Here is a 17,140-nt window from a genome sequence, read left to right as displayed (position 1 = left end):
CAGGGGTAATCGGGTCAGGTACTGGCGTTGCCGGTGCGCCACTGGTCCCACGGGATGTTCCAGTCCCCCAGGCCCTCGGTGCCCGGCAACACCGAGCCCACGGTGTTGACGACCTCGACGATGTCGCCGCGTTTGGTGTTCTCGTAGAACCACCTGGCGTTCGCGGTGCTGACATTGAGGCAGCCATGGCTGACGTTGCTGTAACCCTGGCTGCCGACCGACCACGGGGCGCCGTGCACGTAGATGCCGCTGTAGGACATCTGGGTCGCGAAGTCGACCTCGGTGCGATAGCCGTTCGGCGAGTTGACGGGCACCCCATAGGTGGAGGAATCCATCACCATGTGGTCGAAACGGTCGCCGACGATGTAGACGCCGTTGTTGGTCGGAGAACTGTTCTTGCCCATGGAGATCGGCATGGCCTTGACGACCTCGCCGTTGCGCCGGACGGTCAGTGTCTTGGTCGTGTCGTCGGCCTGCGCGATCACCTCATCGCCGATCGTGAAGTGGGTCGTGACATTGCCCTGACCGAACAATCCATCGCCCAACTCGACACCGTAGGTGTTGACCGTGACGTCCACCGAGGTGCCGGGCTTCCAGTATTTCGCGGGGCGCCAACGTACTTCGCGGTTGTTGAGCCAGTAGAACGCACCTTCGACAGGCGGATCGGTCTTGACGGTGACGGCACGTTGGGCAGCCAGTCGATCGGAGATGTTCTCGTCGAACCGGATTGCCACCGGTTGCCCCACCCCGACCACTTCCCCGTTGTTCGGCAGGACGTACGGCATCGTCAAGTTGGCCGGGGAGTGCGTCTCGAACCGCAGTCTGCGGTTGGCGACGCCACCGAGGCCCAGAGACTGCGCGTTGAGGGTGTACTGCTCGTTGTAGTCGAGTGGGTCGGTGGTGGACCATGTCAGCCCGTCGGCACTGAACTTGCCTGCGACGGTGGCGCCTTCTTCGTTGGTCATGGTGACGCCGCCGAGCACACCATTCTCCGCGCTCACCGTGACCGGCGCGTCGACGGTTACGCCGACGGCGCCATCGGTCACCGACGCGTTGACCCTGGGCACCAACAAATCGCCGTAGGGAGTGCCCTTGTCAGTGATCACCGGAGTCGGCCCCTGTGGGTCTTCACCCCCGCACGCGGTAAGCCCCAACATCATTGCCGGCACCATGGCAACCACTGCCCGCCGGAACACACCCCGATACGGACGGGTCACCGTCTGGGCCTGCCCCATGGTCGTCCTACCCCTCGCATGGTCGATAGCAAATTCTTGGCAATAGTCTAAGGGTTCTGGCCGGATCGGGCCGACCAGAAGCGCGTCCCAGGCCCGCCACCAGCGGATTTCACTGTTGAGAGAAACTCCTGTTATTGTCTCTCTCGCGCGCCGTTAGCTCAGTTGGTAGAGCAGCTGACTCTTAATCAGCGGGTCCGGGGTTCGAAACCCTGACGGCGCACCAACCAAAAACCCTGCCTCGGCAGGGTTTTTGCGTTTCAGGGTTTCGGCGTTACCGGGATTGCTCATCGTCTGTCAGGCTCGGTACCTCTCGGCCAGTCGGTCGCCGATGCTGGGTTCAGCCTCTTCCAACAACATCTCCACGGCCCCGGCCAGATGTGCGGCCGCATAACCGCGATCCCGGTACTGCTCGCTCTTGAAGCGGTCGAGCTCCCTGCGCAGATCGCCCAGGGTCTCGTCGCTCACATGCGCCATATGGCTACCTCCCGTCGGTGTGACCACGGCCCACATCGCCTTACAGAAGTTCGACATGAGCCATTGGGTGTCGTCAGCGAATCCCGACGATGAGCCCGCCGGGATCGGCTCGACCGGCGATAGCCCATGCAGCGATCCTGGCAAACGGAAAATAAGTTAGCTGCAACGCAATACCCCCTTGTCACACGATTGTCCCGTGTTGCGGTCGGGATCAATACCCAGGGTCGCCTCCCCGATCCTGACCCGACGTCGACCTTAGCTGGACACCTATGCACTAGCAACCGGTTCGACAAGAAAGAGCCGTTCCCACCCTGCTATGCAGCAGATTTCAGCTATCGCGCCCGCTCGACACCGAGTTGCACAGAGACCCGGCGATTATCAGACCGATACGTGTTTGCCAATCGTTTTCCCCACCAAATCAGCGTGGATCAGGACAGAACGGCTGACCACGCGTCACGCGACGCCAACATGCCAGCAAACTTTTCTGTGAACCGATCCGATTCCATCCCGCGCTACGCAGCCACTCTCCATCTGCCACCAGAGGGCCCGGCCGAATTTGCGGTGAACGGTACCCGTAACAGCCAGAGGCCCGTCGACGACATACTTCGATAATGTGCTGATAACCGTGACGCAACCCGACGAGTCACGGCAACACTCTGGCGTTGACGTAGTCGTAAGTTACTGCTTAGAATTCAACTCCAGCGCTTCCGCTGGTCAGACGGCAGAAACCGTGTTAATCTCAAGTTAGCTGATTAATTGCGATCCGGTACCGCGTGGCGATTGCGCCAAGATGAGGGGTGTTAGCTGATGCCTGCCGTAGGTGGCGCCGATCCCACAGCTGCATCGACCGCCGCATTTGTTGCTGCGAACCAGCCCGTCATGGTGTATACGTGTAACCGCCTGGGCCGGATCGCCAATCCGCCGAGTTTCTCGTTGGCGGACTGGCTCCTGTTCCGCCGCCGCTGAGCGGCGAATGGGCCGGGGCCGCTGAACGCGGCATCTCCGCAGGGCGCACAACGCGCGCCCTGCGGATCTACACTCAGCGCCGCTTGATCCGTCGCACGACGACGAACACCACCAGCACTCCTGCACCGGCCAATGACGCCGTCACGGCGGGCTTCTTGATGAAGCCGATCACAGCCGACTTGAAATCGTCGGCCAGGCGCTGCGGGTTGGCCCGCTCTGCCAGGGAGTCGACAGTCACCGCCAGCTGATCGCGAGCCTGATCGATATCCCGCTTGATGCTCTCCGGGTCCCGGTTCGCCACTGTTTGCTCCTCCAAGCCGCTCCATGTCGTGCTGCCCTGCCGCACTACCCTAGATCAGCCGGCGCCGTGACGACGGAACCGGTCGACAAGAAGGGATACCCACGAATGCCGCAAACCCCGCGCCTCGAGGTGGGAGACACCGCCCCCGCTTTCAGCCTGCCCGATGCCGACGGCAACGTCGTCAAGCTCTCCGACTACAAGGGCCGCAAGGTCATCGTGTACTTCTACCCCGCGGCATCGACACCCGGCTGCACCAAGCAGGCGTGCGATTTCCGTGACAGCCTCGCCGAGCTCAACGGCGCCGGCCTCGATGTCATCGGTATCTCCCCCGACAAGCCGGAGAAGCTCGCCAAGTTCCGCGACAAGGAGGAACTCACCTTCCCGTTGCTGTCCGATCCGGACCGTGAGGTGTTGACGGCCTGGGGCGCTTTCGGCGAAAAGACCATGTACGGCAAGACCATTCAGGGTGTGATCCGGTCGACGTTCCTCGTCGACGAGAAGGGCAAGATCGCCGTCGCGCAGTACAACGTGCGGGCCACCGGCCACGTCGCCAAGTTGCGCCGCGAACTGTCGGTCTGACACTGGTCACAACTGGGTCGTCAGCAGGAACATCAGGTAGCCGAGGTAGGCCGCGATCATCGCGGCCCCCTCCGCTCGGTGCACCCGCCGGCCCGAGACGAAGATCGGGATGCAGGCCAGGCTCGCCGCGACCATCAGTGGGATGTCGATCCACACGAGGTTGTGTGTCAGCTCCAGCCCGTGCGCGGGTACCAGGCACGTGATGCCCAGGATCAGCAGGATGTTGTAGACACTGCTGCCAAGTAGGTTGCCCACTGCGATGTCGCGTTCGCCGCGCACCGTCGAGACGATCGTCGTGACCAACTCCGGGGCCGAGGTTCCGATCGCCACGACGGTCAGGCCGATGAGCGCGTCCGACACCCCGAATCCGCGGGCGATCCCCACCGCCCCGCCTACCAGCCATTCGGCCCCGAGAATCACCACGGCGATACCACTTACCGTCATGACCGTATCCTGAAGTGCGCCGCCGCCAAGCGGTTTCGCCGCGGCACCGCTTGCCTGTCCCGACGGGAAGGCTTCGGCGTACCCGGCCACAGTTGCCCGGCTCTCCCGCCGCGACATCCGGATCAGCACAGCGGTGTACACGATGGCTCCAGACACCAGGATCAGCCCGTCCACGCGCGACAGCACGCCGTTGACGGCCAACACCCAGAGCAGGACCGCGGCTCCCGCCATCACTGGCAGGTCGAAGCGCAAGGTGCGCTGTTGGATCGCCAGCGGACGGATCAACGCACTGAGCCCGAGGATGAACAAGATGTTGACGACGTTGGTGCCGGCGATATTGCCGACGGCCAGTTCGCCGCTGCCGGTGGTCGCGGCGGTGATGCCGACAGCCAGCTCGGGAAGACTGGTGCCGATCGACACCACGGTCAGTCCGATCAGGATCGGGCTGATTCCCAGGCGCGCAGCAAGTTTCGCACCGCCGCGGACCATCACCTCCGCGCCGATCGCCAAGGCGATCAGGCCGACGACGAACCAGCCGACGCTGCTGGCCATCTCGGGCTAACTGCCCAGTGCCTCGAGCAGTAACGCTTCGGCCGTCGCCGCTTTCTCAAGCACCCCGAGATGCAGGCTTTCGTTCACGCTGTGCGCCTGGGTTCCAGGGTCCTCCACGCCGGTCACCAGAATCGTCGCGGCCGGGAAGGCTTCGGCGAACTCGGCGATGAAGGGAATCGATCCGCCCATACCCATGTCCACCGGGTCGGTGCCCCAGGCGGTCCGGAACGCCGTGCGGGCCGCGTCGTACACCGCACCGGAGGAATCGATCGCGTAGGGCTGGCCGACATCGCCGGGAGTCACGGTGACCTGGGCTCCCCAGGGCACATGGGTCTCGAGGTGGCGGGTCAACGCCTCGAGATGCGCGTGGGCGTCACCGCCGGGCGCGACCCGCATGCTGATCTTGGCGCGGGCCCGCGGGATCAGCGTGTTCGACGACTTGTCGATGGATGTGGTGTCGATGCCGATGACGGTGATCGCGGGTTTGGCCCACATGCGTTGCACCACTGAGCCGGAACCGATTTCGGCCACCCCGTCCAGCAGTCCGGATTCCTCGCGGACCCAGTGGGCGCCACGGTCGACGTCGGCAGCGGTGGCCTCGTGCAGGCCGGCGACCGCGACGTTTCCGTCGTCGTCATGCAGGCTGGCCAGCAACCGCACCAGCACGCTCAACGCATCCGGCACCACCCCACCCCACAGGCCCGAATGCAGGCCGTGGTCCAGGGTGGCCACCTCGACCACACAGTCGGCCAGGCCACGCAGGGTCACGGTCAGCGCCGGGATCTCGGTGCTCCAGTTGTCGGAGTCGGCGATGACGATGACGTCGGCGGCCAGTGCTTCCTTGTGGGCAGCCAGGAGTGCACCCAGTGACGGAGAACCGGATTCCTCCTCGCCTTCGACGAACACCGTGACGCCGACCGGAGGCTTGCCGTCGAACGCCCGGATGGCCGCCAGATGGGTTGCGATACCAGCCTTGTCGTCGGCGGTGCCGCGGCCGTAGAGCCGGCCGTCACGTTCGGTGGGCTCGAACGGTGCGGAATCCCACTGGGCCGGATCCCCTTCAGGCTGCACGTCGTGGTGGGCGTACAGCAGCACCGTCGGTGCTCCCGCAGGTGGCGGGTAATGCGCGATGACGGCGGGCGCACCGCCTTCGCTGACGATGCGGACCTCAGGAAAGCCTGTCTCGGCCAACAGCTTTGCGACGGCCTCGGCGCTGCGGTGCACCTCGTCACGGCGGGCCGGGTCGGCCCACACCGACTGGATACGTACCAGATCCTCCAGATCCGACCGCACCGACGGCAACACCTGCTGTACCCGCTGCACGACATCAGTCATGGTGTCGACACTAGCCGCACTCTCGAATGCTGCGAACGTGCACGAAGTGCCGCTCGATCACGGCGTGTCTGGCAGCAGACACGCACGCTCGCGGAGCAACGCTAGAGCTCCTCGATGATCGCTACCGCGGCGGCGGTGTCGGCCTCGTGGGTGAGCGAGACGTGAATGGTCACGGTTTCGAGGTGCTTGGCGATCTCGCCGGACAGCCGCACCTTGGGCCGACCCCACATGTCGGTGACCACCTCGATATCGCGGTGGATCCCCTCCGGCAGGGCCGGCCGCTTGGAGAACCGTGAGCTGGACCAGGCCTTGATCACAGCTTCCTTGGCCGCCCACCGGGCCGCCAGGTGCCGGGCCGCCGACGAACTCTTGTCCGCGGCGTCCCGGCGCTCACCCGGCGTGAACGTCTCGGCGAATACGGTTCCCGGCCGGTCCACCTGCTCGGCGAAATCAGGTATGGAAACCACATCGATGCCTATGCCCATAATCGCCATGGAAGCGAACCTAGCTCACCTCTCCGTGCCCGCACTCACCGCACATAGAGATCGTCCTCACCGAGCCGGGCGTCTGCGTTCAGCAACATCGCGGCTTCCTGACGCTTCTCCGGCACATCGTGGTCGAAGCGGCGGTCGGCGGGCTTCTCGTACATGGGACGCCCGCCGGCGATCGCTCCGGCCAGGCGGCGCTGACCGGCCAGCGTGCGCTGCTCGGCACGCTTGCGGTACTCGTCGCGCTCGACCGGATCCAGCGACGCGATGAACGCCTCCGGATGCACCAGGGCAACCAGACCTGACACGTGACCGAACCCGAGGCTGGTGATCAGACCGGCCTTGAGCGGGAACTTCCCGCGCAGGTCGAGAGTCTCGCGCACCCAGACGAAGTGGCCGGAGGTGGCCAGCTCGTCGTCGACGCAGTCCAGGCTGCGGTTCGGCGGGATGACGCCGTCGCGCAGGATCTGGCACAGACCCATCATCTGGAACACCGCCGCACCGCCCTTGGCGTGTCCGGTCAGCGTCTTCTGGCTGACGATGAACAGCGGGTTGCCCGCCGAGCGACCCATCGAGTCGGCCAGCCGCTCGTGCAGCTCGGTCTCGTTGGGATCGTTGGCCAGCGTCGAGGTGTCGTGCTTGGAGATCACCGCGATGTCGTCGGCGCCGACACCCAGCTTGGCCAGCGAGCGGGCCAGCTGCGAGTCCTTGCCGCCACGTCCGGCACCCAGGGCACCCAGGCCCGGAGCCGGGATCGAGGTGTGCACACCGTCGGCGAAGCTCTGCGCGTAACCGACGACGGCCAGCACCGGCAGACCCATCTTGGCGGCCAGATCACCGCGAGCCAGCAGGATGGTGCCACCGCCCTGGGCTTCCAGGAAGCCGAGGCGACGACGGTCGTTGGCGCGGGAGAACTTCGAGTCGCTGATGCCCTTGGCCCGCATCATCTCGGTGTCGGCGGTGGCCGCCATGTCACCGAAGCCGATGATGGCTTCCAGGGTCAGATCGTCGAAGCCGCCGGCGATCACCAGGTCGGCCTTGCCGAGGCGGATCTTGTCCACACCCTCCTCGACCGAGACGGCCGCGGTGGCGCAGGCGCCGACCGGATGGACCATCGCGCCGTAGCCGCCGACATAGCTCTGCATGACATGTGCCGCAACGACGTTGGGCAGCACCTCCTGCAGGATGTCGTTCGGCTTCGCCCGGCCCAGCAGGTTGCCGTGGTACATGGTCTGCATGGAGGTCATGCCGCCCATGCCGGTGCCCTGCGTGGAGGCCACCAGGCTCGGGTGAACCCAACGCATCAGCTCGGTCGGGGTGAAGCCCGAGGACAGGAACGCGTCGACGGTGGCGACGATGTTCCACAGCGCAACCCGGTCGATCGAGTTGGCCATGTCCGGGGTGATGCCCCACACCGTCGGGTCGAAGCCCGTCGGGATCTGGGCACCGACCGTGCGCGACAGCTTGGTCTTGCGCGGAACTCGAATCTCGGTGCCCGCCTTGCGGATCACCTGCCAGTCACTGGATTCGGGAACCGGCCGGGCCACTGTGTGCTCGGGGTCGAAGGACACGAACGCCCGAGCGTCGGCCTCACTGGAGACGACGAACGAGAAGTCCTTGTCCAGGAACACGCTGACCAGCAGCGGCGAGGCGTGATCGGGATCGATCGCACCGTCGTCGACGAATTCGCGGATGCCACAACGCTCTACGACAGCGTCGTGGTAGCGCTCCACGATCTCCGATTCGGGCACCAGGTCACCGGTGGTGGTGTCATACCAGCCGGCCTTGGGATCGTCTTCCCACTTGACCAGACCGGTCGTCCAGGCCAGTTCCAGCACACCGGCCGCCGACAACTCGCCGGAGACCTCCATCTCGAAGCGGGTACGCGACGAGCCGTACGGCCCGAGCTCGGCACCACCGACGATGACCACCAGGTCGGCCGGGTCGACATCCAGGTCGGCCCACTCCGGCGCAGGCGCCGGGTTGTGTCCGCGCGGCGGAGACGGCAGCGCCGCAACGGTGTTGCTACCACCCTCCTCCTCGGATTCGCCTGCGGCACTGGACATGTCCTCGCGAGCCTTGGCAGCCAACTCAGCCATGTCGATCTTGATGTCGCCGAGACCGCCGGTCAGGTCGGCCTTGATCGGCGCGTTGGCCGCGGCCACCTTGGACTCCACCGTGCACAGGTTCAGCAGCATGGCCGCCATCTCCGCGGTGCTGTAGGTGGTGACGCCGGCCTCCTCGACCGCGCTGACAATGGCGTCGTTGTGACCCATCAGCCCGGTGCCCTTGGTCCAGCCGATCAGCGCGTGCGCGAGGCTGACCCGCTCGGCCCACGAGCTTTCCGCGCTCCAGCGGTTCACCAGCGCGTCGAGCGCCGACTTGGATTCGCCGTACGCGCCGTCGCCGCCGAACATGCCGCGGTTGGGCGAGCCCGGCAGCACCACATGCAGGCGCGAGGCGATGTCACGCTCGGCGCCGATCGTCGACAGGCCGCCGATGAGCCGCTGCACGGCCCAGAGCAGGACCTTCATCTCCATCTCGGCGCGTGAACCCGCTTCGGAGAGGTCCCCGGCCACGCGTGGCGCGGCGAACGGGAACAGCAGCGTCGGGGTCTGCGCATCCTTCAGGTGGATCGACTGCGGCCCAAGGCTTTCGATCTGCTCGCTACCGACCCACTCGACCAGCTTGTCGATGTCGGAGTAGGACGCCATGTTGGCCGGGACCACCCACAGGGTGGCGCCGAAGCGGGCGTTCTCGCGGTAGAGCTTCTTGTAGAACGCCAGCCGGTCGTCGTCCAGACGCGAGGTGGTGGCGATGACGGTGGCACCGCCGTCGAGCAGCTGCCCGACGACCGATGAGGCGATGGAGCCCTTCGACGCACCGGTCACCACGGCGACCTCGTTGGTGTAGCGACCCTTGCCCGGGTTTTCAGCACCGGCCGCGATGCGACCGAACAACGACGCGTGGATGGTGCGACCGGCGGCGAGCGCCTTGCCCTGCCACCAATTCGCCTGCGTGGCAACGGCATGCCCGGCACCCTCGAACCGCTCCGACAGGTGCGGCCAGTCGGCGTCGATCTCGCCCTCGTCGGCCAGCCACAGCTTGACCAGGTCCTCACGTGCGCTGGCCCAGCGGTCGTCGAACACGACAGCCTTCTTGGCATCGAACGCCGGAGCCACCAATCGCGGCCAGTCCGAACCGAGTTCGGTGGTGACCAGGTCGATCAGCTCGGCATCGGTGGCAGCCTCGGGGGCGCCCACGGGGGCATCCAGACCAAGCTGACCCAGGATCGTGCGCGCGGCCGAGGCCAGCACACCGTCGGCACCGGTGACCTTCTCGGCGAACTCGTTCAGCGCGGCCGAATCGACCACGCCGCCACCGGCACCACCGCCGGCCGAGGGCAGGCTCACGGGCACACCCTGGCGGGCACCCACCGCGGCGACCGCGGCATCGATGACCTTGTCGACATCGGCGGCACTGGCCAGCGCACCCGGGTGCAGACCGCCCAGGTCGCCGCCACGAACACTGCTGCCCTCACGGGTGCCCAGCGCCACCTCGACGGTGACGTGCTTGGCCCAGCCCGGACCGAGCTCCCAGGTCTTGGTGACCCGCTCGGCGATGTAGCCCGGGCGCTTGCCCGACGGGCCGAACACCGTGCGCAGCTGATCGTTGATGGCGTCCGAGAGCACCGGACCGAACGGCTTGTATGTCCGGGCCAGCTTGCTGACCTGTCCCTTGAGCGCACCCAGATCCGCTTCGGCCGCACCGTCGATGGCGCCCAGGTTCAGCTCGGAACCCAGATCGACCAGCAGCTGGTTGCGACGCGAGGACGCACCGTCGGTGATGGACTCGATGGAGTCCAGCGCCTCGATCTGGTCGATACGCATCTTGGCGCTCAGTGCGATGAGACCCACTGTGGCGTCGGCCGCGTCGAACGTGATGTCGTCGGGCCGTGGGCCACCGGACGGAGCCGCCGGGGCGGCTGCCGGTGCCGGGGCGGCCTCGGCCGCAGGTGCGGCCTCAGCGGACGGGCTTGCCGAGACCTCTTCAGCCTCCGGCTCCGGCTCCGGATCGGTGTCGCTGGCGAACAGCACCGCGGCATCGCGCTCGGCGTTGAGTACCTCGACGGTGCTGTGGGCGTATTCGGGCAGCTTGAGCGTGTTGGTGGCCAGACCGGCGACGGTCGGCGCGTTTTTCACGCCGATCTCGACGAACCGCTCCACCCCGAGTCCGCCTGCGGCCTCCTCGATGAACAGCAGGTCCTGCGTCTCGATCCAGCGCACCGGGCTGGCGAACTGCCAGGCCAGGAGCTCGATGACGATCTTGCGGCACAACTCGATCGGACGCTCGTTACGCCAGGTGTCGTAGTCGGCGAGGATCTCGTCGAGCGGCTCGGCCGGCACCAGATCCCGGATCTCCTGGATGAAGTCGCGGTCCAGCGTGAACGGCCGGGGCACCAGGTTCGGGATGTAGCGGCCGACGACCAACTCCGGGTCGCGGTCGCGCGGCAGGACGCGTTCCAGGCTGCGCCGGAAATCGTCCACGCCCACCCGCAGCACGCTGGAGTGGAACGGCACATCGATGCCGGGCACCAGGATGAACGACCGCTTGCCGCCGCTGATCTCGCGACGACGCTCGACCTCTTCCTCCAACGCCTCCAGACCGCGCACCGTTCCGGCGATCGCGTACTGCGAACCACGCAGGTTGAAGTTCACGATCTGCAGGAATTCACCTGTGCGCTCGGCGATCTCGGCGACGAAGGTCTCGACGTCATCATCGGCGAGGTCGATCTGCGACGGCCGGATCGCGGCCAGCCGGTAGTTGGACCGGCCCCGCTCGTCACGCGGCACGATGTCGTGCATCTTGGAGCCGCGGTGGAACACCGCCTCCAGCAGACCTTCGAGCTCGATCACCCCGGAAACGCAAGCCAGCGCGGTGTATTCACCGACGGAGTGGCCGCAGGCGATCGCCCCTTCGACGAACGCACCCTGCTCGCGCATCTCGGCAACCTGGGCCGCGGCCGTCGTGGCCATGGCGACCTGGGTGAACTGTGTCAGGTACAGCACGCCCTCGGGGTGCTCATAATGCACACCGGAGGCGATCAGCGACGTCGGGTTGTCGCGGACCACGTGCAGCACCGAGAAGCCGAGCGTCTCGCGGGTGAACTTGTCGGCCTTGTCCCACACCTTGCGGGCGGCCTTGGACCGGGCCCGGACCTCCATGCCCATGCCCTTGGACTGGATGCCCTGGCCGGGGAACGCGTAGACGGTCTTGGGTGCGGCGAGCCGCGCGGTCGCGGCCATCACCAGCTCGGAGCCGATGCGGGCCTGAACCTCGACAACCTCTGCGCCGACGTCGATTCCGACCCGGTCGACCCGGAAGTCGACCTCGTCGCCCGGCTTGACCATGCCCAGGAAGCGGGCGGTCCAGCCGACCAGCTTCGCCGGCGGAATCGGCTTGCCGTCGGTGGCGGTGACGACGTGCTGTGCAGCAGCCGACAGCCACATGCCGTGCACGATGGGCGATTCCAGACCGGCCAGCAGTGCGGCGGCCCGGTCGGTGTGGATCGGGTTGTGGTCACCGGAGACCACGGCGAACGGCCGCATGTCCACGGGCGCGCCGACCGTGACGTCGCGACGGCGACGACGCGGGGTGTCGGTGGCGTTGTCCGAGATCGCGCCGCCGGCTCGAACCGGGTCGGTCAGCTCGGCCTCGCCGGTGCGGCCGCGGATCGCGAACCGCTCCTCGAGCTTGGCCAGCTCGGTGCCATCTGCACTGGTCACGGTCACCGAAACCGGCACAACGCGGCCAACTTCGGTGTCATGTGCGGCCGAAGCCGTTGCGGTGACGGTCAATTCGGCAGGCTCGGTCGGCAGCGCCGACAACAGGTGCGCGGCGTGGTCCAGGTGCACCAGGCTCAGCAGACCCTCGACGACCGGGAACCCGGAGTCGGTGGCGGCGGAACCGATCGCGGCGAAGACCGCGGGCCAGCAGCGGCCGACCAGCGCGTCGGGGACGACGGTGAGCGTCGGCGCCAACGGGGCACCGAACGTGGCGGTGACGCCGGTGTGGTCGGCGACCTGCTCGGGGTTCCACGCGACGGTGACCGTTGCGGCCCCGTCGAGGACGGGAGGCAGGGCGTCCGGTCCGTCGACGCCGGCAGCGATGGCGAGCACCGACCGCATCGCGGTCGCCGCGTCCTCGACCTCGACGACGGGTGCGCCGCCGCTGCGGACGGCGTCGGTCAGGGTGAACCGGATGTCGATCCAGGTACCCGACAGCGGCACCGACAGCACCACGTGCTGATCGTCGGCCACCTCAAGCCGCGCACCCGTGGAAGGGTGTGCGGCCGAACGGTTCTCAGATCCTTCACGCACCTGCCAGTCGGCCGGCGCCGCGATGCGGTGCACCGGGTTGACCGAGGTGCGCCCAGCCCACAACACGTCGGGGGCGTCGAGCAGCACGGCCAAGGGGCCGGTCACGTCGTCGCGGCCCTGACGGCGCGACAGCACGGCCTGCGGCTGCGCACCGGCGGCCAGCGCCTCGTCGACGGCGGTCTGCTCGAAGCGGTCCAGCAGTTCACCGACGGGCTCGTCGACCCGGGTGATACCGGCCACCGCTTCGGTACCGGGGATGACGCAGACCTGATCGGCCGCGTAGCGCGCATCGTGGGCCTGCCACAGTGAGTCACTGCGCCACCAGCGGCGCACGTCCTTGTCGATCACCGGGACGAAGTTGACCGGCTTGCCCAGCGTCTTGCACAGCTCGACGAAGAACGGCACGTCGGCCGGGTGCAGCTGCACCGAAGCGGCGTCCGGGTAGGCCGAAACCAGCGCGGCCAGAGCGGCCTTCGGGTCCTCCAGCAGTGCCTCGCCGTCGCCGGCGGCATCGAACAGCGTCTCGATGGGGCCGAAATCCTGTGCACTCAAACGCGCTTCGGCGCGCTTGAGCATCTGCTCGAAGCGATCGCGCCAGGTCACGTCCAGCCACGGCGAGTGGTCACGCTTGGTGTCGGCGGTGCTGTTGCCCTCGCCGATCGCCAGCTCGATGTAGCGGCGCAGCCACTGCAGGTAGGTCATGTCGGCGACGTCACCGAAGTACGGCTTGGCGGTGTCGGCCATCGCGGCGATGATCTCGTCGCGGCGGGCGGCCACCGCATCGGCGTCACCGGCCACCTCGTCGAGCAGCCGGCCGCAACGCGACGCGGTGTTGTCGATCTCGTGGATGTCGGCGCCGAGCTGGCTGCGCCCGGAGGCCATGCCGCCCGAGGCCTTGCCGGCCCCAACCCATGCGTCGGTGCCCTTGGTGTCCACCAGCAGCTGCTTGACCTGCGGACTCGTGGTCGCCTCAAGGGTGGCCATGGCGGCGGTGCCGACCAGGATGCCGTCGATCGGCATCAGCGGGTAGCCGTGGGCGGCCGACCAGCGGCCGGACAGGTACTCGGCGGACCGCTCGGGGGTGCCGATGCCGCCGCCGACGCAGATGGTGATGTTGGACCGGCTGCGCAGCTCGGAGTAGGTGGCCAGCAGCAGGTCGTCGAGGTCCTCCCACGAGTGGTGGCCACCCGCGCGGCCGCCCTCGATGTGGACGATCACCGGCTTGGTGGGCACCTCGGCCGCGATCCGGATGACCGAGCGGATCTGCTCGACGGTGCCCGGCTTGAACACCACGTGGCTGATGCCGAGGTCGTTGAGTTCACCGATCAGCTCGACGGCCTCTTCGAGGTCCGGGATGCCGGCACTGACGATGACGCCGTCGATCGGCGCGCCGGACTGGCGGGCGCGCTGCACCAGACGCTTGCCGCCGACCTGCAGCTTCCACAGGTACGGATCAAGGAACAAGGTGTTGAACTGGATGGCCCGGCCGGGCTCCAACAGCTCACCCAGTTCGGCGATGCGATCGTTGAAGATCGGCTCGGTGACCTGTCCGCCACCGGCGAGTTCGGCCCAGTGGCCGGCGTTTGCTGCGGCCGCGACGATCTTGGCGTCCACTGTGGTGGGCGTCATACCGGCAAGCAGGATCGGCGAACGCCCGGTGAGACGGGTGAACTTGGTCGAGAGCTTGACCGAACCGTCGGGCAGGCTGACCACGGTCGGGGCGTAGCTGGACCACGGGCGGGCCACCTCGGGCACCGCGCCGATGGTGAACAGGTTGCGCTGGCCACCGCGGGTTGCGGCGGGCACGATCCCGATGCCGAGTCCGCGGACCACCGGGGCGGTCAGGCGGGTCAGGATGTCGCCGGGGCCGAGGTCGAGAATCCATCGAGCGCCGGCGTCGCTGATCTCGGTGATCTCGTCGACCCAGTCCACCTGGCTGACCAGGATGGACTCGGTCATCGCGCGGGCGAGTTCGACGTCGATGCCGACGGCCTCGGCCCAGCGGGCGACGATCTCGATGCCGTCGGCCAGCCGCGGAGTGTGGAAACCGACCTCGACCTGCACCGCGTCGAAGACCGGGGCGAAGACGGCACCGCCGCGGACTTTGCTCTTGCGCTCGGCCTCTTCCTTCTCAGCGATCTGGTTGCAGTACAGCTCGAACCGCGACAGCTGCTCGGGCGTGCCGGTGATCACAACCGAACGCCGGCCGTTGCGGATGGACAGTACCGGGGGCAGTACGGTGCGCACGTCCTGGCTGAACTCTTCGAGCAGCTCGTAGATGCGCTCGGGTTCGGCATTGGTCACCGACACCATCGGCGGGCGGTCACCCAGCACGGTGATCCCGCGACGACGGGCGACCAGCGTGCCAGCTGCACCGATCAGCTGCGCCAGCGCCAGCAGCTGCACGTCCTTGGCGCCCTTGGCGGCCAGGGCCTCGACGGCCAGCACACCCTGGGAGTGACCGGCGACAGCCACCGGCGGGGTGGCGGCCAGGTCCATGCCCTGACGGGCCAGTGCCCGCACGGCGGCGATCTGGGTGAGTAGGACGCCGGGCACCGACACCGCGGCAGACGTCAGCTGCTTGTCAGAGGGCACCGGCTCCTCGGCGGCCAGCGCACGGACCCACTGCAGGGGCTCGAACCCGATGGGCCGGACCACGACGAGCTCGGCGGCCACGGGCTCGAGCAACAGCTCGGCCTCGCCGGCCAAGGTCGCCAGTTCGGCCTCGATACCGGCCGAGGACACCAACTCCTCAAGAGTCTCCAGCCATGCGCTGCCCTGGCCGCCAAAGGCGACAGCGTAGGGCTCACCGGCGCTCAGCCGGTCCACGAGAGCGTGGGTGGAGTCAGCCTGCCGACCGTCGGATCCTGAGTCGTCGTTGCGACCGGCGGACACCCGGTCGTGTTCATAGATCGTCACTGGCGCTATCTCCTCGGTGCTGCTGTGGTTCTGCGGTGAATGGTGTCGCGTGTGGCTGTCGCGTGCGGTCTTGGGTATCTGTCTGCATGTCTGGGGCGGTGTGGCTGCCCGGCGACAGGTCCACGGCGATTCAGCGTCGAATCAGGCGAGGAACGCGGTGCCGCCGGAGCCCTCCGGACGGTGTCACGCACATTCCCGCCGTACTAAGAGTGTCATAAGAGGTGGTGGGCTTTTTCCGCCCAGATTGGTTACTGGCGAGTTCTACGCATGGGTAACCGCCGGTAACGTAACGCCGCGTCGAGTGGCGCCCAAAGACATTCGGGACAAACGTCCTGTTGGCAGGTGGTTACGGTCGAGTAGGGATAACTGCGCAGATCAAGGCAGTATTGTTATCGAATCGTTATCTAAATTTTCCGCCGCATCCAGGCCCGCGAACCGGCCGCGAACCAGCAGACAATCGGGCCGATTCTGTCTAGCGAATCACACTCATCCGAGCCGAAAGTTTGCTGGAATATCTTACTCACCGGTAACTATTCAGTCCCGCTGACCGAATCTCGGCTTCAGGACGTGGTTGATGTCCACTCCGATGCCTCCGACATTGGGCGACCCGCCGGCACCGTTGGCTGTGGGTGGACGATCACTCAGCGGTGGCCGCGCCCGCACGCAGGGCCTGGCCCACCCCGGCCGAGACCACCGCCCGGGCCAGCTCGGGCAGGCCCGCATCCGAAGGTCCCTCCTGGCATTCAGCGACAGCAGCGGCAGCAGACTCGGCCAGACGATGGATCGCCGGTCCTGTCACCCGGGCGAGGTGGGCCATGCTGCGGACGAGGCGCCGATGGTCCTCGGCACCGTTGATGAGCGCGGCCAAGGCGGGATCGGTCACCTCGACAGCACCGTCCACGATGCGTACCAACCCGAACTCCACAAGCGTGTGGACGTCAGCTCCCGTCGGGTCCACGTTCAAAACCAGCGTCGCCGGCCGGCACCAGTCCGAGGCCCGAATCCCCAAGGCGTCGGCCAGATCCTTGCCGCCGCGCAACGCCACGAAGAATTCGGCGATGTGTGCCGAGTTGAAACCCTTGGCCAGTAGCTGGCTGATCGCTGTCAGCTGATCCAGGTGCCGCTCGCCGTAATACGCCGAGCGCCCGACGCGCCGCGGCGAATCGAGCAACCCGCGTTCACGATAAGCGCGGATATTGCGAGCGCTGACGCCGGAAATGCGCGCCAGGTCTTCAAGACGGTACTCAGCCAAGCCGGCGTCCTCCGCGTCGGTTTGAACAGCGATTCATGCCGACACCCTACTCCCCAGTTATTGGCGCGAGCGAATTCGCAGCTCCAGCATTCCATCACCCGATGGCAGGATCGGCAGCCCGATCAGCTGCGGATATGCCCTACACCCTCCCTCAAGTCGTACATGAGAGTGCATTTTCAGCCAACTTGGTGAATCGGTGGGAAGCCGGGTTGGAG

At 66.9% G+C, this 17,140-nt stretch carries 9 protein-coding genes and 1 tRNA gene; 2 read left to right on the top strand and 8 right to left on the bottom strand.

Annotation, left to right across the window (positions count from 1 at the left end; all coding sequences use genetic code 11):
- Positions 1 to 14: 14 nt before the first annotated feature.
- Entirely contained in the window at positions 15 to 1,235 is a 1,221-nt protein-coding gene (locus AC4ELH_RS05490) for a L,D-transpeptidase (RefSeq protein WP_498883416.1), read from the bottom strand.
- A gap of 147 nt (positions 1,236 to 1,382) precedes the next feature.
- Between AC4ELH_RS05490 and AC4ELH_RS05485 the strand changes: the two genes are divergently transcribed.
- Positions 1,383 to 1,458, top strand: a tRNA-Lys gene (locus AC4ELH_RS05485).
- Between the two features lie 71 nt (positions 1,459 to 1,529).
- On the opposite strand, the gene AC4ELH_RS05480 is transcribed toward AC4ELH_RS05485, so the two are convergent.
- Complete coding sequence (locus AC4ELH_RS05480) at positions 1,530 to 1,766, bottom strand: hypothetical protein (RefSeq protein ID WP_498883415.1); 237 nt, start codon at positions 1,764 to 1,766, stop codon at positions 1,530 to 1,532.
- Positions 1,767 to 2,748: 982 nt separating this feature from the next.
- Positions 2,749 to 2,976, bottom strand: a complete 228-nt coding sequence (locus tag AC4ELH_RS05475; RefSeq protein WP_044524135.1) for a DUF3618 domain-containing protein — start codon at positions 2,974 to 2,976, stop codon at positions 2,749 to 2,751.
- 105 nt (positions 2,977 to 3,081) lie between these two features.
- On the opposite strand from AC4ELH_RS05475, the gene bcp reads away from it, so the two are divergent.
- Positions 3,082 to 3,555: a thioredoxin-dependent thiol peroxidase gene (bcp, locus tag AC4ELH_RS05470; protein ID WP_498883414.1), complete on the top strand. Its 474-nt coding sequence runs from the start codon at positions 3,082 to 3,084 to the stop codon at positions 3,553 to 3,555.
- A gap of 6 nt (positions 3,556 to 3,561) precedes the next feature.
- Here bcp and AC4ELH_RS05465 read toward each other — a convergent pair whose 3' ends face one another.
- The 5 genes from AC4ELH_RS05465 to AC4ELH_RS05445 form a co-directional block, all read right to left on the bottom strand.
- Positions 3,562 to 4,551, bottom strand: coding sequence for a calcium/sodium antiporter (locus tag AC4ELH_RS05465; RefSeq protein WP_064938066.1), 990 nt, complete (start codon positions 4,549 to 4,551; stop codon positions 3,562 to 3,564).
- 6 nt (positions 4,552 to 4,557) lie between these two features.
- A complete protein-coding gene (locus AC4ELH_RS05460) occupies positions 4,558 to 5,886 on the bottom strand; it encodes a dipeptidase (RefSeq protein ID WP_448448230.1) in 1,329 nt (442 codons plus the stop codon).
- A gap of 101 nt (positions 5,887 to 5,987) precedes the next feature.
- Positions 5,988 to 6,380: a holo-ACP synthase AcpS gene (acpS, locus tag AC4ELH_RS05455; RefSeq protein ID WP_003880044.1), complete on the bottom strand. Its 393-nt coding sequence runs from the start codon at positions 6,378 to 6,380 to the stop codon at positions 5,988 to 5,990.
- A 35-nt stretch (positions 6,381 to 6,415) separates the two neighbouring features.
- Positions 6,416 to 15,673, bottom strand: coding sequence for a fatty acid synthase subunit beta domain-containing protein (locus AC4ELH_RS05450; protein ID WP_498883413.1), 9,258 nt, complete (start codon positions 15,671 to 15,673; stop codon positions 6,416 to 6,418).
- Between the two features lie 637 nt (positions 15,674 to 16,310).
- On the bottom strand, positions 16,311 to 16,925 hold the full coding sequence (locus tag AC4ELH_RS05445; RefSeq protein WP_110916827.1) for a MerR family transcriptional regulator: 615 nt from the start codon (positions 16,923 to 16,925) through the stop codon (positions 16,311 to 16,313).
- Positions 16,926 to 17,140 lie beyond the last annotated feature (215 nt).

Source organism: Mycobacterium shunyiense (genome assembly GCF_058270075.1).
The sequence above is the reverse complement of the archived record's forward strand: the minus strand, read 5'-3'. Positions and strand labels throughout refer to the sequence as shown.